The following is a 22,762-nucleotide window of genomic DNA, read 5'->3' as shown; positions in this document are numbered from 1 at the left end:
TGTTGAACGGCTTTTGGACTGCGGGCCCAGGTGATAGACGAAGGCCATGAAGCCGACCCGTTTGCTCCGTGCCCTCACCGTCGCCGCCGTCACCGCGCTGGCCCTCACCAGCGCACCTGCGCTCGCGCCCGCACAGGCGAGACCCGAACCCAAGGCGCCCAAGGAGTTCGTGGCCCTGCGGGACGTGGATCCGACGATCCTGGAGGAGATCAGGTACACCACGCCCCACAACTTCGTGGGCGAGCCGATCGACGGATACCGCCAGTCGATGTGCATCCTCACCGAGGAGGCCGCCCGCTCCCTGCACGCGGCGCAGCAGCAGCTGCTGGCCCAGGGTTACTCGCTGAAGGTGTACGACTGCTACCGGCCGCAGCGCGCCGTCGACCACTTCGTGCGCTGGGCGAAGGATCTGGACGACGAGCGGATGAAGCCGGAGTTCTATCCGCAGGTCGACAAGTCGAGGCTGTTCGCGGACGGTTACATCGCGGAGAAGTCCGGGCACAGCCGCGGCTCGACCGTCGACCTGACCATCGTGAGGCTTCCGGCGCTGCCCACGCGCCCCTACGTGCCCGGTGAGCCCCTGGTGCCCTGCTACGCGCCGCAGGACGAGCGTTTCCCCGACAACTCCGTGGACATGGGCACCGGTTTCGACTGCTTCGACACCCTGTCGCACACGGACGACCCGAGGGTCACGGGCGAGCAGCGGGACAACCGGGAGCTGTTGCGGGATGCGCTTGCCGGGCAGGGGTTCGTCAACCTGCCGGAGGAGTGGTGGCACTTCACGTACAAGCCGGAGCTGTTCCCGGACACGTACTTCGACTTTCCGGTGTCGCGGAGGTCGTTGAGCGGCCACCGCGCGTGAGGCGGTTTTCGCCTCTGTCGGTGTGCGGCCGGGCGTGGCACACTGCGGGCCACAACCACTTCTGACGTTCCGTCAGATCAAGTGCCGGGGAGGGACCTTGACGCGTCAGCGCACACCTGTCGTGGCCGACTGGTTCAGCGGAGAGGGCGAGGGGTTCCGGTTGCTCGGCACCCGTTGCGCGGCCTGCGGATCGGTCTTCTTCCCGCGCGAGGACACGTACTGCCGCAATCCCGGATGCGCGGGTGGCGAGCTGGCCGAGGTGCCGCTGTCGAAGCGGGGGCGCGTCTGGTCGTACACCGACGGGCGCTACCGTCCGCCCGCCCCGTACGTCTCCGATCCGGAGCAGGAGTGGGAGCCGTACACGCTGGTCGCCGTGGAGCTGGAGGCGGAGCGGATGGTCGTGCTCGGGCAGGCCGTGCCGGGGGTGACGCCGGGGCAGCTCGCCGTCGGGACGGAGGTGGAGGTCGTGCCGGGGGTGCTGCACGAGGACGCGGACGCCACCTGGACGACCTGGCACTGGAAGCCGGTGAGCGAGCGATGAGCGCGCGCGACGTGGCGGTGCTCGGTGCCGCGATGCACCCGTGGGGCAAATGGGGCCGCGGGTTCGTCGAGTACGGCGTGAAGGCCGCGCGGGACGCGCTCGCGGACGCCGGTGTGGACTGGCGGGACGTGGGCTCGATCGTCGGCGCGGACACGGTGCGCGGCGGCTATCCGGGCTATGTGTCCGGCGCGACCTTCGCCAAGGCGCTCGGCTGGCAGGGGGCGCGCGTGACCAGCGTGTACGCGGCGTGCGCCTCGGGCGCGCAGGCCGTGCAGACGGCGCGCACGCAGATCCTCGCGGGGCTCGCGGACGTGGTGCTCGTGGTGGGGGCGGACGCCGCGCCGAAGGGGTTCTTCCGGCCCGCCGGAGGGGACCGGCCGGACGACCCCGACTGGCTGCGGTTCCGGGTGCTCGGTGCGACCAACCCGGCGTACTTCGGGCTCTACGCGCGGCGCCGGATGGCGGTGCACGGGGACACGCTCGCGGACTTCGCGCAGGTCAAGGTGAAGAACGCGGCGATGGGCGCGCTCAACCCCCACGCCCGCTACCGCAAAACCGTCACTACAGAGGAAGTGGCCGCTTCCGCGGTCGTCGCCGATCCGCTGCGGCTGCTCGACATCTGCGCGACCTCGGGCGGGGCGGCCGCGCTCGTGCTGTCCAGCGTCGACTTCGCGCGGCGGCACGGCGCGGCCGACCCGGTGCGGATCCGGGCCGTGTCGACGGTGACGCCCGAGTATCCGCAGACCGTGCTCGACCTGCCGGACATCGCCACCGACTCGGCGGCCGTCGCCGCCCCGCCCGCGCGCCCGTTCCGCGCCGCGATCGCGCACGCCGCGTACGAGGAGGCCGGGATCGGCCCCGGCGAGCTGTCCCTGGCGGAGGTGTACGACCTGTCGACGGCCCTCGAGCTGCAGTGGTACGAGGACCTCGCGCTGTGCGGCGAGGGCGAGGCCGCGAAGCTGCTGCGGGACGGGGCGACGGCACTCGGCGGGCGCATCCCGGTCAACGTGAGCGGCGGGCTCGCGTCCTTCGGGGAGGCCGTACCCGCGCAGGCCATCGCTCAGGTCTGCGAGCTGACCTGGCAGTTGCGCGGAACGGCGGGCGCGCGCCAGGTGCCGGGCGCGCGGGTCGGGATCACCGCGAACCAGGGGCTCTTCGGGCACGGGTCGTCGGTGATCGCGGTGCGGTGAGCGCAGTGCGGTGAGCGCGGTGCGGTGAGCGCAGTGCGGTGAGCGCGCCACCCCGCTGGTGCCGCCGCCCCGCAGGCCCGCCCCTGCGTACGGAGAGTGACGAGTCGGGAAAGCTGCGTGAACAGCGCGTGAACTGGGGCCCGTGGGGCATTCGGGCAGGCCATCATTCTTGCTGTGCCTGTCTGGTCGGACTCACTCCGCTTCGCCTTCCAGCCTGTCGTCAATCTGTCGACCGGAGCCATCGCCGCACAGGAGATACTGGCCCGCCCGGAGTCCGGCGACGTCCTCGCCGAGGCACGGCGGGATCCCGAACTCGACGGTCGGCTCGCGGCGTTCGCGGTGCGCGCCGCCGCCCGCAAGGAAGCGCTGCTTCCGCTGCACGTGAACGTGTTCGCGGGCACCGTCGCCGACCTCGGCGGGCTCGCGGCGCTGCGGGACGCCGTGACGGAAGTGGGGCGGCTGCCCTGGGAGGTCACCGTCGACCTCGGACCGCCGTTCACGCACGTGCCGCAGCCCGCGCTCCTGGAGGGCGTGGCCCGGCTGCGCGACGAGGGCTTCCGGATCTGCGCCGACGGGGTCGGGGACGGCGACGTACCGCTGCGGCTGCTCGTCGATCTCGCGCCCGAACTCGTCAAGCTGGACGCCTCGTTGCTCGACCGGACGGCCGGGGTGCGCGCGATGCGGGCGCTGTGCGAGGAGCTCGGCGCGCTGCTCGCCGTCGAGGGCGTGGAGACCGAGCGGCAGTGCGCGGCGGCGCTCGCGGCCGGGGCGCAGCTGGGGCAGGGCCAGCTGTTCGCGCCGCCGATGCGGCGGCCCGCCGTCGACGTGTACGTACCGGAGGTGGAGGCCGCGCCCACGCCGGACGCGCCCCACATCGGGCCGTCCGTACGGCAGTTCGTGCGGCCCGCGGCGCTGCTGCCCGCGACCGCGTCGGCCGGTCAGGTGCGCACACTGCTCACTGACGCGCCCGACGTCTCCGGCGTGCTCCTCGTGAACACGCGCGGTGTGCCGGTGCGGGCGGTGGACCGGGACCGGTTCCTGCTGTCCCTGTCCGGGCGGTACGGGCACGCCCTGTACGCGGACCGGCCCGCGGCGCGCCTGGCCGACGAGCCGCTCACGGTCGGCGTCGACGCCACGGCGTGGGAGGTCCTGGACCTGCTCGCCGACGGGCAGCGCAACCGTACCGGCGACGACGTCGCGGTGGTGGACGGCGAGGGGCGGTGCGTGGGGGTCGTACGCCTGGCCGACCTGGTGCGGACCCTGGCCGAGAGCCGGGTCGAGGAGGCGGCGGGGCTCAACCCGCTGACGCGGCTGCCCGGTTCGGACGCGGTGACGGCCGAGGTCGACCGGTGGATCGCGCAGGGGCGGCCGTTCGCGCTGAGCTGGCTGGACGTGGACGACTTCAAGCAGGTCAACGACGGGGCCGGGTTCGCGGCGGGCGACACGCTGATCCGGGAGATCGGCGCGGCGCTCAAGGCGGTCGCCGCGGACACGGCACGCGCGGGCCTGCCCGAGCAGGCGCGGGTGGGGCACATCGGGGGCGACGACTTCGTGCTCCTCGCCGCGCCCGAGGCCCTCGAACCGGTGGCGGCGGCCGTACTCGACGCGTCGTGGTCGGCGGGCGGGCGCGAGGTGACGCTGTCGGTGGCGACGGTGGACTGCCCGCCCGGCACGGTCGCCGACCACCGCCAGGCCGCGGCGTGGCTCGCACCGCTCAAGCAGGCCGCGAAGGCGCTGCGCGGGGCGAGTTGGGTCGTCGGCCGCGCGGGCACGGAGGGCCACCGTGTCCGCCGCGGCACCCCGGCCACCCGCCCCGAACCGTCGTCCGCCCCTGTCTCCGCGCAGCGCGGCGGGGGCGGCGCGTCGCACCGCGGAAAGCCGGACTCCCCTTACGGGCCGGGCGCGGCGGCTCCGTACGGGATACGGCTTGAGGAACGGGGCAGCGGGCGGGCCACCGCATAGCGGGACGCCGGGCTGGCGCGGTGTCGAGCCCGGGCCCGCGCCGTACAAGAACCGTTGTCGTCCGTGACCTTGACGGTCCCACAGTGCCGGTGAACACTTCCGGGTGTCAGTCGGCATCGCCGCACTTCGGCATGGCGCCGCGCGAGGTCACCGCTGCGTCTCGCAGACGGCAACAGGCCACTCCGCACGGGCGATTCGGCTGCGACGGCACGCTCGTCACGGACGCCGGGCGGGGCCGGGGAACCTCTTGGGCTCTCCTGCCTTCGGCCGACGTAGCCACGCACGCACCCTGCACGGAGGACCGGGGCGCAAGGCCCCGGGCATGGGCCAAGGAGCCGCCATGTACGCGAATGGGGACGTTCTCGTCGGTGAGATCATCGGCACCGCGATCCTGATTCTGTTCGGCGCCGGCGTCTGCGCCGCCGTCACGCTCAACCACTCGAAGGCCAAGTCGGCCGGCTGGGTCGTCATCGCGTTCGGCTGGGGCTTCGGCGTCCTGGCCGGTGCGTACACGGCGGGGCCGCTGTCCGGCGGGCACCTCAACCCGGCCGTCACGCTCGGCATCGCTGTCGACACCGGGAAGTGGGACCAGGTCCCGCTGTACGTCCTCGGGCAGATGATCGGCGCCATCCTCGGTGCGGTGCTCTGCTGGGCGGCGTACTACGCGCAGTTCCAGGCCAACGCCGACCAGAGCAAGGCCCTGCCGACGCTCGGGATCTTCTCGACGGCGCCCGAGATCCGCAACACTCCGGCCAACCTCGTCACCGAGGTCATCGCGACCATCGGGCTCGTCCTGCCGATCCTCGCGTTCGGCCTGACCAAGGGGCTCGGCGAGTCCGGTACGGCCACGCTGATCGTCGCGTTCCTGGTCGTCGGCATCGGCCTCTCGCTCGGCGGGCCGACGGGGTACGCCATCAACCCGGCCCGTGACCTCGGCCCGCGCATCGCGCACGCCGTGCTGCCGATTCCCAACAAGGGCTCGTCCGACTGGAGTTACTCCTGGATCCCGGTCGCGGGTCCGCTGATCGGCGGGGCGCTGTCCGGGCTCATCTTCAACGCCGCTTTCTGAGCCGTCGGGTGCAACGAACCAAGGGGACAAGGGGACAAGGGGACTTCATGACGGACAAGTTCGTCGCCGCGATCGACCAGGGCACCACGTCGAGCCGCTGCATCATCTTCAACCAGGACGGCGCGATCGTCGCCGTCGACCAGCGTGAGCACCGCCAGATCTTCCCCAAGCCCGGCTGGGTGGAGCACGACGCGACGGAGATCTGGTCGAAGGTGCAGGCCGTCGTCGCGGGCGCACTCGCCAAGGCGGGCCTGCGGGCGGAGCAGTTGAGCGCCCTCGGCATCACCAACCAGCGCGAGACCACGGTGCTGTGGGACCGCGCCACCGGCAAGCCCGTGCACAACGCGATCGTCTGGCAGGACACCCGTACGTCCGCGCTCTGCACCGAACTCGGCGGCAGCGACGGGCAGGACCGGTTCCGGGACGCCACCGGACTGCCGCTCGCCAGCTACTTCTCCGGCCCGAAGGCGGCCTGGCTGCTCGACAACGTGCCGGGCCTCAGGACGCGTGCCGAGCGCGGTGAGATCGCGTTCGGCACGATCGACTCCTGGCTGATCTGGAACCTCACCGGCGGCACGGACGGCGGCGTGCACGTCACGGACGTGACCAACGCGGGCCGGACCATGCTGATGAACCTGGAGACCCTCCAGTGGGACGGCCAGATCCTGTCCGCGATGAACGTGCCCGAGGCGATGCTGCCGGAGATCCGCTCGTCCGCCGAGGTGTACGGGACGGCCGTCGGACAGCTCGCCGGTGTGCCCGTGGCCTCCGCGCTGGGCGACCAGCAGGCGGCGATCTTCGGGCAGGCCTGCTACGACACGGGCACCGCCAAGAACACGTACGGCACGGGCAGTTTCCTGCTGCTCAACACCGGTAACCGGCCCGTTCCGTCGAAGAACGGGCTGCTCACGACGATGGGCTACCAGATCGGCGGCGAAGCGCCGGTCTACTGCCTGGAGGGCTCGATCGCGATCACCGGCGCCCTGGTGCAGTGGCTCCGCGACCAGCTCGGCCTCATCGCCAGTGCCGACGAGATCGAGCCGCTCGCGGCGAGCGTCGACGACAACGGCGGTGCGTACGTCGTGCCCGCGTTCTCCGGCCTGTTCGCCCCGTACTGGCGCTCGGACGCGCGCGGCGTGATCACCGGTCTGACGCGGTACGTGACGAAGGCGCACCTGGCCCGCGCGGTCCTGGAGGCGACGAGCTGGCAGACGCGTGAGGTCGTGGACGCCATGTACCAGGACTCGGGCGTGCAGATCACGACCCTGAAGGTCGACGGCGGCATGACGAAGAACAACCTGCTCATGCAGCATCAGGCGGATGTGCTGGACGTCCCGGTGGTCCGGCCGAGGGTGTCCGAGACGACCTGCCTGGGCGCGGCGTACGCGGCCGGCCTCGCCACGGGCGTGTGGAACGACCTGGACGAGCTCAAGGCGCACTGGCAGAAGGACGCCGAGTGGCAGCCGCGGATGGCGCAGGAGGTGCGGGACCGCGAGTACCGCAACTGGCGGCGCGCCGTGGAGCGCAGCTTCGGCTGGCTGGAGGACGGCGAGGAGGGCTGAGTCCTCCCGCTGGAGAGCTGCGGCTCGTACCCCGGTCGGCGGGGGTACGGGCCGTGGTGCCGTCCGGGGTCAGCTGGTGGCCCGTGCGCGGGCGGCCGTCGCGCGGGCCATGGCGTGGCGTACGACGGTGACGAGGACGGCCTTGACTGACTCGCGGTCGCGGGCGTCGCACAGCACGACGGGCACCTGCTCGTCGAGGTCGAGGGCCTGGCGGACCATGTCCTCGGGGTAACGGGCGGCGCCTTCGAAGCAGTTGACGCCGACGGCGAAGGGGATGCCGCGCCGCTCGAAGTAGTCGACGGCGGCGAAGCAGTCCTCCAGGCGGCGGGTGTCGGCGAGGACGACGGCGCCGAGCGAGCCCTGCGCCAGCTCGTCCCAGAGGAACCAGAAACGATCCTGCCCGGGGGTGCCGAAGAGGTACAGGACGAGGTCCTGGCGGAGCGTGATGCGGCCGAAGTCCATGGCGACGGTGGTGGTGCTCTTCGTCTCCACGCCCGCGGTGTCGTCCACGGGGCGTCCCGCCTCGGTGAGGGCCTCCTCGGTGCGCAGCGGTTTGATCTCGCTGACTGTGCCGACGAGGGTCGTCTTGCCCACGCCGAAGCCGCCGGCCACGAGGATCTTCAGGGTCACCGGTTCGACGGTGGCCTTGCGCCGCTGAGAGCGCCCGAGGATCGCCATTGGTCTCCACTCCAGCTGTGCCGACGGGGTGAACTCCCCGCACATTTGGGCGAGTTCCGCAGCAGACTCTAGTCCCGCCCTGATTCCGCTTCATCGCCGGAGGGCGATCGTGGCCGGAACGATGCCGGGTGCCCGGGCGACTTCACGTCCTTCGCGCCGTTCTGCCGGACCGGCAGGTCGTGGGGTACGTCCTGTTCCTGTCGGTGGGCCCTCTCGGTACGGGGCGACCTGAACGGGCCCGCTGCGTCAGGGAGTTCCGTATCCCCCGCCGCCCGGTGTCTGAACGACCAGGACGTCGCCGGGCGCGAGCTCCGCCGAGTCCGCGCCGGACAGCTCCAGGGTCGTGCCGTCGGCCCGCTCGACGCGGTTGGCCCCGAGGGCGCCCGGCTCGCCGCCCGCCATGCCGTACGGGGGCACGCGGCGGTGGCCGGAGAGCGTGGAGACCGTCATCGGCTCGCGGAAGCGGATCCGGCGCACCGCCCCGTCGCCGCCGCGCGTGCGCCCGTTTCCGCCGCTTCCCGCGCGGACCGCGAACTCCTCCAGGAGTACGGGCAGCCGCCACTCAAGGACCTCGGGGTCGGTGAGCCGTGAGTTGGTCATATGGGTCTGCACCACAGGCGCCCCGTCGAAGCCGTCGCCCGCGCCGGAACCGGACGCGACCGTCTCGTAGTACTGGTGGCGGTCGTTGCCGAAGGTGACGTTGTTCATCGTGCCCGAGCCCTCGGCCTGCACGCCGAGGGCCGCGTACAGGGCGCCGGTGATGGCCTGCGAGGTCTCCACGTTCCCGGCGACGACCGCGGCGGGCGGCTCGGGCGCGAGCATCGAACCGGGCGGGACGACGATCTTCAGGGGGCGCAGGCAGCCGTCGTTGAGCGGGATGTCGTCGGCGACGAGGGTGCGGAAGACGTACAGGACCGCGGCGTTGACCACGGCGTACGGGGCGTTGAAGTTGCCGGGCAGCTGCGCGGAGGTGCCGGTGAAGTCGACGGTCGCGGAGCGGGCCTCCCGGTCGACGGTGACGCGGACCCGGATGACCGCGCCGGAGTCCGTCTCGTACGCGTACGCACCGTCGTCGAGGGCGTCGACGACGCGGCGGACGGCGGCCTCGGCGTTGTCCTGGACGTGCTTCATATAGGCCTGGACGACGTCGAGTCCGAAGTGCTCGATCATCTTGCCGACCTCCTCGACGCCCTTGGCGTTGGCGGCGATCTGGGCGCGGAGGTCGGCGAGGTTGGTGGCCGGGTTGCGGGAGGGGTACGGGGCGCTCGTGAGGTGCCGCTCTGTCTCCTGCTCGCGGAAGCGGCCGTTCTCGGCGAGCAGCCAGTTGTCGAAGAGGACGCCCTCCTCCTCGATGCGGCGGCTGTCGGCGGGCATGGAGCCGGGGGCGATGCCGCCGATCTCGGCGTGGTGGCCGCGCGAGGCGACGTAGAAGAGGATCCGCTCGCCCGCCCGGTCGAAGACGGGGGTGATGACGGTGACGTCGGGCAGGTGCGTGCCGCCGTGGTACGGGTCGTTGACGGCGTACGCGTCGCCGGGGCGCATCTCCGCGCGGCGCCGGACGACCTCCTTGACGCTCGTGCCCATCGAGCCCAGGTGCACCGGGATGTGCGGGGCGTTGGCGACGAGGTTGCCGTCCGGGTCGAAGAGGGCGCAGGAGAAGTCCAGGCGCTCCTTGATGTTCACGGACTGCGCGGTGGACTCCAGGCGAGCGCCCATCTGTTCGGCGATCGACATGAAGAGGTTGTTGAAGACTTCGAGGAGCACGGGGTCGGCCTCGGTGCCCACCTCGATCCCCTCGGCCCGCGCGACCCGCTCCATCACGAGGTGGCCCTCGTCGTTGGTCCGTGCCCGCCAGCCCTCGTCGACGACGGTGGTGGCGTTGGCCTCGGTGATGATCGCGGGGCCTTCGATCCGCTCGCCGGGGGCCAGTTCTTCGCGGCGGTGCAGGGGGACTTGGCGGTGGGCTCCGTTGAGGTGCACGCGCGCGTGGTGCGGGTTTTCCTCGTTGCGGTGGTGGTTTTCGTCGTTGCGGTGGTGGTTTTCGGTCGCACGCGCGCGTGGCGCCGTGAGGGTGGAGAGGTCCGGCGGTTCGGTGACGCCGGTGGCCTCGACGGAGAGTGCCTCGACGACGATCGGCCGGTCCAGGGTGAACGAGTAGGTGGCGCGGTGCCGGTCCTCGAACTCGCTCCGCATGGCGTCGGGTTCGGCGGTGTCGAGGGTGACGGTGAGCGCGGTGTCGGTGCCGTCGTAGCGGAGCTGGGCGCGGCGGGCGACGCGGATGCGGTCCTCCGGCACGTCCTCGGCGCGCAGTTCGGCGCGGGCGGCCTCCTCCAAGGCGGCCGCGGTCTCCTCGACGCGCGCCATCGACTCGGCCTCCAGAGGCTCCTCGACGGACTGCTCACGCATGGCCGTGGTGTCGGCGAGCCCGATGCCGAGCGCGGAGAGGACTCCGGCCATGGGCGGTACGAGCACGGTGCGGATGCCGAGCGAATCGGCCACCGCGCAGGCGTGCTGGCCGCCCGCCCCACCGAACGTCGTGAGGGCGTACCGCGTCACGTCGTGGCCCTTCTGCACGGAGATCCGCTTGACGGCGCCCGCGATGTTGGCGACGGCGATCTGCAGGAAGCCCTCGGCGACCTGCTCGGGCGTGCGGTCGTCCCCGGTGGCCTCGCGGATCTCGGCGGCGAGCGCGGAGAACCGCTCGCGGACGAGGCCGGCGTCGATCGGCTGGTCGCCGTCGGGGCCGAACACCCGGGGGAAGTAATCGGGTTGGATGCGGCCGAGCATCACGTTGGCGTCGGTGACGGTGAGCGGGCCGCCGCCCCGGTAGCAGGCGGGGCCGGGGGCGGCGCCCGCCGAGTCGGGGCCGACCCGGTAGCGGCTGCCGTCGAAGTGCAGGACCGAGCCGCCGCCCGCGGCCACGGTGTGGATGTCCAGCATGGGGGCGCGCAGCCGGACCCCGGCGATCTGGGTGGTGAAGACCCGTTCGTACGCGCCCGCGTAGTGCGAGACGTCCGTGGAGGTGCCACCCATGTCGAAGCCGATGACGTTGTCGAAGCCCGCGCGGCGTGACATCCGGGCCATGCCGACGATGCCGCCCGCGGGCCCGGAGAGGATGGCGTCCTTGCCGCGGAACTGGTGGGCCTCGGCGAGGCCGCCGTTGGACTGCATGAACATCAGCCGTACGCCCCGGAGTTGGTCCGCGACCTGGTCGACGTACCGCCTCAGGACCGGGGAGAGATAGGCGTCCACGACGGCCGTGTCGCCGCGCGGGACCAGTTTCATCAGCGGGCTGACCTCGCTGGACAGGGAGATCTGCGGGAAGCCGATCCGGGCGGCGAGGCGGCCGGCGGCCTGTTCGTGCGCGGGGTGCAGATGGCTGTGCATGCAGACCACGGCGAGGGACCTGATGCCGTCGTCGTACACGCTCCGCAGCTCCGCCTCGAGGCGGTCCAGGTCGGGCGGGGTGAGGACGGTGCCGTCGGCGGCGACGCGCTCGTCGAACTCGACCACGCGCGTGTGCAGGAGTTCGGGCAGCACGATCTCGCGGGCGAAGATCCGCGGGCGGTTCTGGTAGGCGATGCGCAGCGCGTCCCGGAAGCCGCGCGTGACGACGAGCGCGGTGGGCTCGCCCTTGCGCTCCAGGAGGGCGTTGGTGGCGACGGTGGTGCCCATCCGGACGGCGTCGATCCGGGCGTCCTCCAGAGGGACGTCCAACAAGGCACGGATGCCCGCCACCGCGGAGTCGCGGTAGCGCGCGGGGTTCTCGGAGAGCAGCTTGTGGGTGAGCAGCCGGCCGTCCGGGCGGCGCGCCACGACGTCGGTGAACGTGCCGCCACGGTCGATCCAGAACTGCCAGCCCGCGTCCGTGCCGCCGCTCCCCTGACCCGCCTCCGCGCCGCCTGTTCCTGTCACGGACACCTCCCGCTCGGGCGCCGCGTGGACCACTGCCGGGGGCCGACCTGACCGGCAGTCTCAGAGCGCGCGCAGACCGTTGATCACGTCGCGCAGAATACTCTCGTCCGGGAGTTCGGCCGGGGGGACGGGCCGGGTCACGTGCACGAGCTCCTCGGCCACGAGGTCGCCTACGAGGACGCGGACCACGCCGATCGGCAGGTCCAGCTCGGAGGCCAGCTCGGCCACCGACTGCGGGACCTCTCGGCAGAGTTCGACGATGTCGACGTGCTCGGGGGCCAGGGTGTGGTCGGCCTCCCGGTCGTCCACCGCGGCCTCGGCGACGACGACCGCGATCAGGTCGAGTCGATGCTGCCCCTCGCTCGTGGTGCGGCCCCGCGTCATGGCGTACGGACGCACCACTGGTCCCGCGTCGTCGTCGAACCAGTGGGGCGCCCCGTGACCCGCATTACCGTCGATGGTCATGCCATTCCACTACCCGCCCGCGGGCACATCGGTGCGCGGCGCGGTCCCCAGATGTACGCCGACCCGCTTCACGAGGAGCGTCATCTCGTAGGCGACCAGGCCGACGTCGGTGTCCGAGTCCGCGAGCACGGCGAGGCAGCTGCCGTCGCCCGCGGCGGTCACGAACAGGAACGCGTCGTCCAGCTCGACCACGGTCTGCCGGACCTGGCCCGCCTCGAAGTGCCGGCCCACGCCCTTGGCGAGGCTGTGGAAGCCGGAGGCGACGGCGGCCAGGTGCTCGCCGTCCTCACGGGTCAGGTCGGCCGAGACGCCGGTGGCCAGGCCGTCCGACGACAGGACGACGGCCTTGCGGATCGTCGCCACGCGCGCGACGAGGTCGTCGAGCAGCCAGTTCAGCTCGCCGATGTGTGCGGCTGTCTTCGGTGCGGTCATCGACCGTCCCCCTCCGTGGTGCGGTGTGCTGTGCCGTCCTCGGCGGTGCCGGGACGGGGTTCTTCTCGTACGGGCGGCTCCGGGGCGGGCGGTTCCGGGGCGGGCCGTTCTGGAGCGGGCTGTCCTGGAGCGGGCTGTCCTGGAGCGGGCCGTTCTGGAGCGCGCCGTTCTGGAGCGGGCCGTTCTGGAGCGGGCCGTTCGCCGTTCTCCAGTTCGCCGTTGTCCCGGCGCCCGCGCTGCCAGCCCCGCTGGAGTGCGGCCATGCGGTCGCGCACCTCCTCGGCGTCGCGGTCCGCCGGCGCCTCGTCGCGTACGGGCTTGCGCTTCGGCTCGCCCTTCAGCTGCGGGGCGAGGTTCGCCTGGCGCACGCGGCGGGGCAGGGCGGCGGTCGGGATGTCCTCGTACGGGGCGGGCTTCGGGCGGTCCTGGCCTTCTTCGGAGGCGGGGGTTCCGGGGCCTGCCGGTGCGTCGCCGCCTCGGCCCGCGCCGGGCGCCTGGTCCCGTACCGGCTCGGTCGCCTGGTCCCGTACCGGCTCGGGCGCCTGGTCCCGTACCGGCTCGGGCGCCTGGTCCCGTACCGGCTCAACTGCCGGGTCCGGGGGCGGAGTTCCGCGTTCCGCCGCTGCGTCGCCGTTGTCCGCGCGGGACTGGGCGCGGGCGTCGAAGGGGGCGGGGAGGCCGCCGCGGAGCTCCTCGCGCGGCGTGAGGACACGCTCGTCGGGTCGCTCGGCGGGCGCGGACTCCTCGCCGACCGGGCGGCCGTGCGAGCTGACCAGCTTGGGGGCCCTGCGGCGCGGCAGCGGAACGGGAACGGCCGCGTCCGGGCGAGCGGAGTCGCCCGCCTCCGCGCCGTCGCCCGCCTGCTGGTGCTCGGCCCGGTCCCGGCTCCGGCCGCGCTCTCTGCTCCCGGACTTCCGGCGCGGCCGGAAGAGCCCGCCCCGCTCGCTGTCGGTGTCCTCGATGTCGCCCAGACCGCCCAGGTCTCCCAAATCCCCGAGATCGAGTGCGCGTACGCGCTCGGCCGCGTCCACCGGCGCCTCCAGTTCCACGGGACCGTCGAGGACCGCCGACTCCAGGACCGACTTGGGCAGTCCGGGCAGTTGCGCGGGCACCTTCGTGAGCCGTGGGCCGCGCTCGCCGGAGGCCTCGTCGCCGAGCCCCGCCGCCGCGCGGTCGAGCCGGATGCCGCCGCTGGTGTCCCCGTCGGGCGCCGCGGTGAGCAGCACGTCCGGTACGAAGACGACGGCGGTGGTCCCGCCGTACGGCGACGGCTGCAGCGAGACGCGGACGTTCTGACGCTGGGCGAGCCGGCTGACCACGTACAGGCCGAGCCGGTCGGTGTCGGACAGCTCGAACTCGGGGGTCTCCGCGAGCCGCAGGTTGGCGTCGAGGAGGGCGTCCGGGGTCATGCCGAGGCCGCGGTCGTGGATCTCCAGGGTGAAGCCGTTGGCGACGCGCTCGCCGTGCACCTGGACGGCGGTGTGCGGGGGCGAGAACACCGTGGCGTTCTCAAGGAGTTCGGCGACGAGGTGCGTGAGGTCCGCGACGGCCGGGCCGGTGACGGCGATCCGGGCGAGCCTGCGCACCTCGATGCGCTCGTAGTCCTCGACCTCGGCGACAGCCGCGCGCACCACGTCCATCAGCGGTACGGGCTTGCGCCACTGCCGGGAGGGCGCGGCACCGGAGAGGATCACGAGGCCCTCGGCGTGCCGGCGCATGCGCGTGGTGAGGTGGTCGAGGCGGAACAGGTCGGCGAGTTCCTCCGTGTCCTCGGTCCTGCGCTCCATGGCGTCGAGCAGGGTGAGCTGCTTGTGCAGCAGGACCTGGCTGCGGCGGGCGAGGTTGACGAACACCTCCGAGACGCCGCGGCGCATGTCGGCCTGCTTGACGGCGGCCTCGACGGCGGCGCGCTGCAGGGTGTTGAGGGCCTGCCCGACCTGGCCCATCTCGTCCTTCTCGTACTGCAGGCGCGGGGCCTCGGTCTCGACGTCGACCTGTTCACCGGCGGCGAGGCGGCGCATCACGCTGGGCAGGCGGACGCCGGAGACCTCGTGGGCGTCCTTGCGCAGCCGGGACAGGTCGCGGATCAGCTCGCGGCCGATGCGTACGGAGAGCACGATCGAGAAGAGCAGCGCGAAGAGTCCGAGGACACCGGCCGCTCCGGCCCGCAGCAGGACGCCGACGGCCTCGGGCTCGACCCGCTCCTGATAGCGGTCGCCCGCCTCGGAGTTGAGCTCGGCCAGATCGTCGAGGACGGTCTTGGCGGCCTTGTCCCAGGTGGCGGAGGTGATGCCGCGCGGAGTGCCGGCGCTGCCCTCGACGACGTTCTTCTCCAGCTCCAGGAGCGGGGTGGCCGCGGGGCTGCTCCAGTAGCGCTCGAAACGTTCGCGTTCGGAGGCGGGCAGCAGCTCCAGGCTGACCTCGCTGCGCAGCTCGCGCCGTGCGCGGTAGTCGGCCATCTGCCGCTGCTGCCCGGCATCGACGCGGCCGCGCACCAGGACGGCGGAGACCAACGCGTCCTGGCGGGCGAGGAATTCGCGCGTGCGGGCGAGGTCGACCAGGGCCTGGCCCTCCTTGTCGAGCGGCACGTCGTTCACCGTGTCGAGGCCGGAGAGGAAGGTGTGGCAGGGGTCGATCAGGCGGTTGTAGAGCGTGAGGGCCTGACCGGCGGAGATGGAGCCGTCCTCGACGGTGCGGCGCAGTGTGTCGATGCCGTCGAAGGCCTCGATCAGGGAGTCGAGTCGGTGCGCGGTCTCGCCGGACATCTCCTCGCGTACATCCGGGTTCTCGGCGTTGGCGCGGACCTCGGCGACCTTGGCGTTGGTGGCGTCGCGTTGCTCGTGGAGGCGGGCGGGGGCTTCGGAGGCGCGCGGGTCGGCGAGGTAGACGAGGGTCGCGCGGCGCTCTTCCTGGAGGACGCGGACGGTGTCCTCGATGGGGAAGCCGACCTCTTCGACGACGGTGGAGGCGCTCAACAGCCGGTCGGCGGCGCGTCCGGTGACGACTGTGGTGACTCCCCAGATCACCGCCAGGGACACGAGCGGCACCACCAGCAACGCCACGATCTTCCGGCGGATGGACTTCCCGCGAAAGCGCATGGCCTCCCCCAGCTCAACCCCGGTGACCGGGGGTACGTGCGGCAATAAACGGCGCGAGCCTACTACTGTCGGATGACCAACTCGAAGGCAAGTACGGTCACAGTCGATCGCTTTCCTGCCGAAGCACGCGTATCCCGTCACGAGTTGTCCGCTCTTACCGGGAGATGGCCACCCCACACGGCACGCCTCTTGCGTCGGCATCACGCCACCCCCCTCGGCCAGTTGGCCGGATTCGTTCCGCGACCACGCAGGGGGAACTTTCCGGGCGGTGCACGCGTTTTTGTCCGTACGAGCTGGTGTACGGATCCTGGTACGGCGTTTCCTCGCGTGCGGACGGGAGTTGGGGATGCCGAGGAGCACCGCGCGGCCGTCTCCGGGGGCGAAGTACCCGACAGGGTGGCGTAATTCGGTGCAACACGGGCAGCCCATGAGGGGTCGGGCGAACGCAGCGGGACGACCGGCTGCACAGCGTGGGGAGTGAACGATGGGCACGGCGGCGCACGGGGGTCCGCGGCAGGACGAAGGGGACGGGCGGCAGCAGCAGTTGTGGGTGGACGACCCGGTGGGGCGGCCCAGCATGCCGGAGCCGGTGCGGACGGCGGCGGTGCGCGCGATGATCATCGTGGCGGTGACGCTGACGCAGGGCACGGTCGCGGTGCTGTGCAGCCTCGCGGGTTCCTGGCTGGCCTTCCCGATGGTCCTGAGCAGTGTGGCGAGCACGGTCGTGGCCACGTGGTCGGTCCTGGACGTCTGGGTGACGAGACAGGTCTGGAACCAGCGGTACGGCGTGGTCTCCTCTCCCGCGAGCACCGCACGCCGCCTCCGCAAGGAGCGCCGGCGTGCCCGCCGCGCGGCCCGCTCGGCGGCCCGCTCGGCGGCACGGGCCCGGCCAGGGGACCCGGCCGGCAGCGGCAGCCTTTCGCGGGCCTGAGGGGGAGCGCGTTTCCTGCGGTCAGAGGCGATCACACGGTGCGTCTCGCGGCCGTTCGCAGTGCGTCTCGCGGCCGTTTCCAGGGGCCTCTTGCGACCGTTCGGTAACATGTTGCGTATACCGCTCACGCGAGCGCGATACGCAACAGAATCCGGCCGGGAAGCCAGCCGCGTCAAGCGCTTCCCGCAGATGCGGCGCGGACGAAGCCGCCAGGTGGTGAGTAAAGACCAATGACCGGAAAACAGAAGAGGGATGCGACCATCGAGGACGACCAGGAGAAGCACGGCCAGGAGAAGCAGGAGCGGCCGAGCCGCGGCACCGCAAGCGCCGTCCAGTCCGTGGACCGCGCGGTGAGCGTTCTGGAGATCCTCGCCAAGCACGGCGAGGCGGGCGTCTCGGAGATCGCGGACGAGCTGGACGTGCACCGGTCGACGGCCTTCCGGCTGCTCGGCGCCCTGGAGAACCGAGGGCTCGTGTCCCAGTCGGCGGACCGCGGCAAGTACTACCTGGGGGCCGGCGTGCTGCGCCTCGCGGGCGCCGCCGCCGTCCGGCTCGACATCTCCCAGGAAGGCGCCCCCGTCTGCCGCGAGCTGGCCGACGAACTCGGCGAGACCGTCAACATCGCGGTCCTCGACGACGACGCCGCGGTCAACATCATGCAGGCCCGCGGCTCGGCCGCCGTGACCGCGCAGAACTGGCTCGGCAGACGCACGCCGCTGCACGCCACGTCCAGCGGAAAGGTGCTGCTCGCCCACCTGCCGCAGGCCCTGCGCGAGGGTCTGCTCGCCCGCAGCCTGCCCCGCTTCACCGAGCAGACCGTGACCGGCACGGTGCAGCTGCGCGCGGAGCTGGAGGCCGTGGTCGAGCAGGGGTACGCGCGCGCCCTGGAGGAGCTGGAGATCGGCCTCACGGCGGTCGCGGCCCCGGTGCGCGCGCACGACGGCAAGGTGATCGGTGCGCTCAGCGTGTCCGGGCCCGTCTACCGGCTGACGGAGGACCGCCTCGCCGAGCTGGCCAAACGAGCCGTCGCCGTTGCGGACGACCTGTCCCGGCGGATGGGGTACGGCTTCTGAGGGGCTGCCGCTTCTGAGGGGCTGCTGCTTCTTCTGGCGGGCTGCGGATCCTGAGGGGCCCTGCTTGACGACTCGACGCGGGGCCGGGACATTCCCGGCCCCGCGTCGTCGTACGCAGCGTCGTACGCGGCCTCGTACGCGTCGTCGTACGCGGGGACCTCGCCGTATCGCTCGCTACTCCTCCGCGGTACAGGCCTCCCGTACCGCCCGCTACTCCCCCGCGGTCTCCGTCGGGCGCTTGAACATCCGCGTCGCCGTGATCTCGCCGTGCACCGCTGCGCCCTCCGGGTCCTGCTGCGGCAGGCCCGGGCGGAGGTGCTCCTCCACGCTGATGTACTTCAGCCCGGCCCGCAGGTCCGCGTCGTTCCGCAGCCGGATCACCAGCGGGAACTCGGCGAGCGCGGTCGTGTCGAACAGGCCGGTGGTGTAGAGGAGTTGGACACCGAGCGCATCGGCCACGGCGCGCTGCAGTTCCAGCAGATACGTGGCGTTGGCGCGGCCGATCGGGTTGTCCAGGAACAGCGTGCCCGCGTGCCGGTGCTTGTCGCGGCCCCGGTCGTTGGAGCGCAGCGCCGCCATCGTGCAGTACAGCGCGATGGCCGCGGTGAGCAGCTGGCCGCCGGAGAACACGTCGCCCATCTGTCCGACGGGGACGCGCTCGGCGCGCAGTACGGCGTCCGGCTTGAGGATCTCGACGGCCACGCCGCGCGGCTCGATCGCTGCCTGAACTCCCCGCAGGAGCAGGGACATTCCGTCCCGCCGCAGGTCGGAGTTCTTCTTCACGGCCGCGCGCGTCGCCTCGTCCACGACCTCACCGAGGCGTTCGGTGAGCGTCGCCTGGTCCGGCTCGTCGAAGCGGATCCGCAGGAACTCCTGGCCGGACCACTCGCCGAGCCCCTCTGGAAGCCGGGACAGGCGCTGGGCGGAGCGGAGCGTGGTGAGCGCGGAGTCGACGAGGCCGCGCAGCCGGTCCACGATCGAGTCGCGGTTGCGCTCCAGCTGCTCCAACTCGTCGGTGAGGACCCGCAGTCGGGGCGCGAAGGCCTCGGCCCACTTCGCGGCGTGCTCCGGCAGGGCGGACGCGGGCAGCTCCCGGATCTGCTGCCGGGCCGGGGTGCGGACCTGCTCGTACCGCGTGGAGTTGGCGTGGCGTACGAGCACGTCACTGGCCTCGCGGACCGCTGCCTCGGCGGCCGACAGGTCGGCGGCGCAGCCGCGCAGCGAGCGACGGGCCTCGGCGGCGGACTGCCGGGCCTCCTCCAGCGGACCGGGGTACGGCTCGGGCCGCTCGCTGCCGTCCGCGGCGGCTTCGTCGTGGTGATCGCGCAGCAGGTCCCGCAGGAGCGCCGCCGTCTCGTCGAAGCCGCCCGCGCCGTCCTCGGCGGTGCGGTGGGCGTGCAGCAGCTCGGTGTGCGCCTCCTTGGCCTGGCCCAACGCCTCGGTGCAGGAGGCGAGTTCGGCGGATGCGGTACGCAGCAGGGTCTGGGCGTGCTCGGCGTCGGACGGGACCATGCCGTCCGGCAGCTCGGTGTGCGCCTCGCCGTCCTCGGGGGCGTGCCGCTCGGCCTCGCCGCGCAGTCGGCCGAGCTGCTCGCTCGCCGCCGACATCCGGGTCTCCAGCATCTGCACGAGCGACTCGGCACGGGCCGCCGCGGCCTGCCGGGACGGGCCGTCGGCGCCGTCGGTGCCCTCCAGGAGCTGGGCGGCGCGGGTGCGGACCTTGTTGCTGAGCCGGTCGAGCTCGGCGAGGGCCGCGCTCTCGTCGCTCTCCGCGCGGGCCTGTTCGGCACGCAGGTCGGCGCCGACGCCGACCTTCTCGTACAGCTGGGATGCCGCGCGGTACGCCTCGCGGAGCGCGGCGAGCGGGGCGTTCGGCGGCTCCGCGTCCAGCGACTCGTCCTCGGGGGCGCCCGCGATCTCGGCGCGTTCGGCACGCAGCGCGCGGGCGGTGCGGCGGGCGTCGTCGGCGGCGCGCTGGGCGGCCCTGCGGTCCTCGTCGGCGGCGCGGGCCCGGTCCAGGCAGGACTGGGCGCGGGCCTCGGACTCCACGGCCTCGTCGGCCAGTTCACGCAGCTTGGCCTGCCAGGCGGCGCGCTCGCGGAGCCGGTACGCGAGCCCCGCGAGGGCGTCGGCCGCGCGCCGGGCGCGCTGCGCGGCGTCCTGCCGCTCGTCCCGCACCCGCGTGGCGTCGGCCGCGACCTCGTCCGCCTCCGCGCGGGCGGTGCGGGCCTCGGCCAGCTCGGCCTCCGCCTCGTCGGCGAACGCACGGGCCGCGCGGGCCGCCTCGGCCAGCTCGCCGAGCCGACCGGCAGGGCAGCCGCTTCGCCAGGAGGAGAGCCGGGCGGCCAGCTCGCGGTCCTTGCCGAGGCGCGCGGCGAGCTGCCGGATCCCCTCGTCCCGCTCGGCGGCGCGCGTACGCAGCGCCTGCCGCTCCTCGTCGGCGGCGTGTTCGTCGTGCATGGCCGGGTTCGGCGGTACGAGGAAGACGTCCTGCGCGGTGGCGCCCGGCTCCGGGGCCGGGGTCGGCGCGATGAGCGCGGCGGCGGTGCCGACGGCCACGGCGGACCGGGGCAACAGGGCGGCGCCGTCCAGCACTTCACGCGCGCGTGCGTGCGTGTCCGGGTCGGTGATGACCACGCCGTCGACCAGCTCGGGGCGGGCGGCGAGCACGCGCGCGTGATCCGCAGGGTCGACGGCCTGGGCGAGGTAGCGCCAGCCGGGCAGGGCGGGGATGCCGTGCTCGCCCAGGTACTCGACGGTGGCCAGGACGTCAGGGCCCGGTGGGAGCAGGCCGCCGTCACCCAGGGCGCCGAGGATGCGGGCGTCGTCGGCGGCGGCCGTGCGCAGGTCGAAGAGCTGGCGCTCGGCGCTGCCGACGCCCTGCTCCAGGAGTTCCTTCAGCTCGTCCGCGAAGCGGTCCAACTCCGCGAAGCTGAGGGCGGTTTCGGGCGCGCCCTGCTCGCCTGGGACTGCGCCGCCCGCGGTCTCTGCTGCCGGGTCGTACGCGCGGTCCGGCTCGCCGTCCGTCGTGGTGGCGGTGCGCGCCTTGGGCACCGCGCGGTGGGCGGCGCGGGAGGCGCCGGGCAGGCCGAGGAGTTCGGCGAGGCGTTCCTCGGCGGCCAGGGACTCGGCGGCGGCGCGCTCGGCGTCCCAGGCGTGGGCCGCGGCCTCGGCGGCGTCGGCGGCGCGGGCGGCGGTGAGCTCGGCGCGGGCCTCCGCGGAGGCGGCCTCCTTGGCGCGGTCGGCGGCGCCGCGCGCGGCGTCCCGGGCCGTGTCCCAGGCGGCGACCGCGGTCTTCTCGGCGTCGCTGGCGGCGAGCGCGGCGCGGGCCGGGTCCGCGTCGGGCGCCGCGTCGTCGATCCAGCCCGCGCGGACGGCCTCGGCGGTCTCCTGCTCGACCTCGGCGAGGCGCTGGCGCAGATGGCCGGCCTCGCTGCGGGCGCGCTGGGCCTCGGTGGCGGCGGCGGTCGCGTCGCGGTGCGCGGTCTCGCCCGCCTCCTGGAGTGCGGCGGAGCGCTCCTCCTCCTCGTTGGCGTGCCGCTCGCCGTTCCCGGCGGCCGCGTGCAGGGCACGGACCAGCTCGGAGGCGGCCTTGGCGCGGGCCGCGAGCGCGGGCGCCGCGTCCCGCTCGGCCTCGCGGATCGCGGCGGCCACGCGCGCGGAGCGGTCGGCGGCGGCGCGGTGGCGCAGCACGGCCTCGGCGGCCTGCCAGGCGGAGTGCAGCGTGCGCGCGTCGGCCAGCTCCCGCTTCTGGGCGGCGGCGGCCTTCTCGGCGGCGGTGAGCGCCAACGAGGCGTGGCGGTAGGCGAGTTCGGCCGCGACGGCGGCGCTGCGGGCGCGCTTCTGATCGGCCTCGGTGACGGTGTGGGCGGCGGCTGTGACGCGCTGCGCGAGGTCGGCGGCGCGGCCCCGCTCGTCGGCGGCGCGCGCGGAGAGCCTGCGGGCGAGGGTGCGGGTGCGGCGCTCGGCACCGGAGTGCACGTCACGCGCGCGTGCCCGTACGTCGGTGGCCTCGACGATCCGGCCGAGCAGGTCGACGGAGCCGGCCGTGAAGTCCCGCTCGGCGATGAGTTCGGCGCGCCGGCCGAGCTTGTTGCCGAAGCCGCTGACGAGGTCCGCGAGGCCGTCGGTGTCCCGGGTGTCGGTGACCGCGCGGAGCAGCAGGTCGGTGAAGTCGGAGTCCTTCTTGACGGCGAAGAGGCCCGCGGCCTCGCCCTCGTCGGCGTTCATCTCCCGCTGGTAGCGGAAGAGTTCGGGGTCGAGGCCGAGGTCGCCGAGGTGTTCGTTCCAGCGGTCGTGGATCTCCTCCCAGTGCACCTCCAGGTGCGGGTACGCCTTGCCCGCCTCGGTGAGGGCGTCCCGGAAGCCCTTCATGGTGCGGCGGCGGCCCTGCGCGCCGGAGGCGCCTTCCGCCGCCGCCCGCATCGAGGTCGCCTCGGCCACTGGCAGGTTGTCCAGGCTGAGCCCGGGGCCCGGCCGGAAGGAGTACCAGGCCTCGGCAAACTTCCGCGGGTCGTTGGAGACTTGGCGCCCGCGCCACTCGCTGACCTTGCCGACGACGACGCACTCACCGGTGAGCGTGTGCTGCCACTCTAGGGCGACGTGCCCGCAGTCGTCGGCGAGCAGGAACTTGCGCAGCACGCCGGAGCTGGCGCCGCCCAGGGTGTTGCGGTGGCCGGGCAGCATCACGGAGAAGATCAGCTTCAGGAGGACGGACTTGCCGCCGCCGTTCTCCAGGAAGAGCACGCCGGCCGGGGCGGGGCGGCGCGGCGGGCCCGCGGGCTCGTCCTCGAAGAACTCCGCCTGCGTGGGCGCGGGGTCGGGCACGGCGGCGCCGACTCCACGCAGGTCAAGGACGGTGTCGGCGTAGCGCGCACCGGCTGGTCCGATGGAGTAGAGGCGGACCCGGGACAGCTCGTACATGGCGGCGGACTCTCGTCGTCAGTCTGAAGTCGTGTGTGGGGCGGGGGCGTTGGCGGCGTGC

General features: G+C 73.2%; 14 protein-coding genes. 8 read left to right on the top strand and 6 right to left on the bottom strand.

Features of this window, described 5'->3' with window-relative positions; genetic code table 11:
- The first annotated feature begins 46 nt into the window (after nt 1-46).
- The 6 genes from RCO28_RS13055 to glpK all read left to right on the top strand — a co-directional run bounded on the left by RCO28_RS13055 (nt 47) and on the right by glpK (nt 7,186).
- Nucleotides 47-862: a M15 family metallopeptidase gene (locus RCO28_RS13055; protein WP_308941222.1), complete on the top strand. Its 816-nt coding sequence runs from the start codon at nt 47-49 to the stop codon at nt 860-862.
- Nucleotides 863-959: 97 nt separating this feature from the next.
- Complete coding sequence (locus RCO28_RS13050; protein WP_308941221.1) at nt 960-1,403, top strand: zinc ribbon domain-containing protein; 444 nt, start codon at nt 960-962, stop codon at nt 1,401-1,403.
- Nucleotides 1,400-2,593, top strand: a complete 1,194-nt coding sequence (locus tag RCO28_RS13045; RefSeq protein ID WP_308941220.1) for a lipid-transfer protein — start codon at nt 1,400-1,402, stop codon at nt 2,591-2,593. The genes RCO28_RS13050 and RCO28_RS13045 overlap by 4 nt, the downstream gene beginning before the upstream one ends.
- 174 nt (nt 2,594-2,767) lie before the next feature.
- Nucleotides 2,768-4,555: a GGDEF domain-containing protein gene (locus tag RCO28_RS13040; RefSeq protein WP_308941219.1), complete on the top strand. Its 1,788-nt coding sequence runs from the start codon at nt 2,768-2,770 to the stop codon at nt 4,553-4,555.
- A gap of 340 nt (nt 4,556-4,895) precedes the next feature.
- Nucleotides 4,896-5,624, top strand: a complete 729-nt coding sequence (locus tag RCO28_RS13035) for an MIP/aquaporin family protein (RefSeq protein WP_308941218.1) — start codon at nt 4,896-4,898, stop codon at nt 5,622-5,624.
- A gap of 47 nt (nt 5,625-5,671) precedes the next feature.
- Nucleotides 5,672-7,186 (top strand): glycerol kinase GlpK, encoded by a 1,515-nt coding sequence (gene glpK, locus RCO28_RS13030; protein ID WP_308941217.1) that lies wholly within the window; start codon nt 5,672-5,674, stop codon nt 7,184-7,186.
- Nucleotides 7,187-7,255: 69 nt separating this feature from the next.
- Here the strand turns inward: glpK and RCO28_RS13025 are convergent, their stop codons facing one another.
- The 5 genes from RCO28_RS13025 to RCO28_RS13005 form a co-directional block, all read right to left on the bottom strand.
- Nucleotides 7,256-7,864, bottom strand: coding sequence for an ATP/GTP-binding protein (locus tag RCO28_RS13025; RefSeq protein ID WP_308941216.1), 609 nt, complete (start codon nt 7,862-7,864; stop codon nt 7,256-7,258).
- Between the two features lie 246 nt (nt 7,865-8,110).
- Entirely contained in the window at nt 8,111-11,779 is a 3,669-nt protein-coding gene (locus RCO28_RS13020; protein WP_308941215.1) for a hydantoinase B/oxoprolinase family protein, read from the bottom strand.
- 60 nt (nt 11,780-11,839) lie between these two features.
- The gene (locus RCO28_RS13015; protein ID WP_308941214.1) at nt 11,840-12,244 is read right to left on the bottom strand and encodes a DUF742 domain-containing protein; all 405 of its coding nucleotides are present in this window, start codon (nt 12,242-12,244) and stop codon (nt 11,840-11,842) included.
- 9 nt (nt 12,245-12,253) lie between these two features.
- A complete protein-coding gene (locus tag RCO28_RS13010; RefSeq protein WP_308941213.1) occupies nt 12,254-12,676 on the bottom strand; it encodes a roadblock/LC7 domain-containing protein in 423 nt (140 codons plus the stop codon).
- The gene (locus RCO28_RS13005) at nt 12,673-15,774 is read right to left on the bottom strand and encodes a nitrate- and nitrite sensing domain-containing protein (protein WP_308941212.1); all 3,102 of its coding nucleotides are present in this window, start codon (nt 15,772-15,774) and stop codon (nt 12,673-12,675) included. The genes RCO28_RS13010 and RCO28_RS13005 overlap by 4 nt, the downstream gene beginning before the upstream one ends.
- A gap of 484 nt (nt 15,775-16,258) precedes the next feature.
- Between RCO28_RS13005 and RCO28_RS13000 the strand changes: the two genes are divergently transcribed.
- The gene (locus RCO28_RS13000) at nt 16,259-16,705 is read left to right on the top strand and encodes a hypothetical protein (protein WP_308941211.1); all 447 of its coding nucleotides are present in this window, start codon (nt 16,259-16,261) and stop codon (nt 16,703-16,705) included.
- Between the two features lie 230 nt (nt 16,706-16,935).
- Nucleotides 16,936-17,778: an IclR family transcriptional regulator gene (locus RCO28_RS12995; protein WP_308941210.1), complete on the top strand. Its 843-nt coding sequence runs from the start codon at nt 16,936-16,938 to the stop codon at nt 17,776-17,778.
- Between the two features lie 210 nt (nt 17,779-17,988).
- Here RCO28_RS12995 and RCO28_RS12990 read toward each other — a convergent pair whose 3' ends face one another.
- Nucleotides 17,989-22,701, bottom strand: coding sequence for a hypothetical protein (locus RCO28_RS12990; RefSeq protein WP_308941209.1), 4,713 nt, complete (start codon nt 22,699-22,701; stop codon nt 17,989-17,991).
- Nucleotides 22,702-22,762: the final 61 nt, after the last annotated feature.

The sequence above is a fragment of the Streptomyces sp. LHD-70 genome (genome assembly GCF_031157275.1).
Taxonomy (GTDB): domain Bacteria; phylum Actinomycetota; class Actinomycetes; order Streptomycetales; family Streptomycetaceae; genus Streptomyces.
Note: the sequence above shows the minus strand (reverse complement) of the source record. Positions and strands in the feature narration are given on the sequence as shown.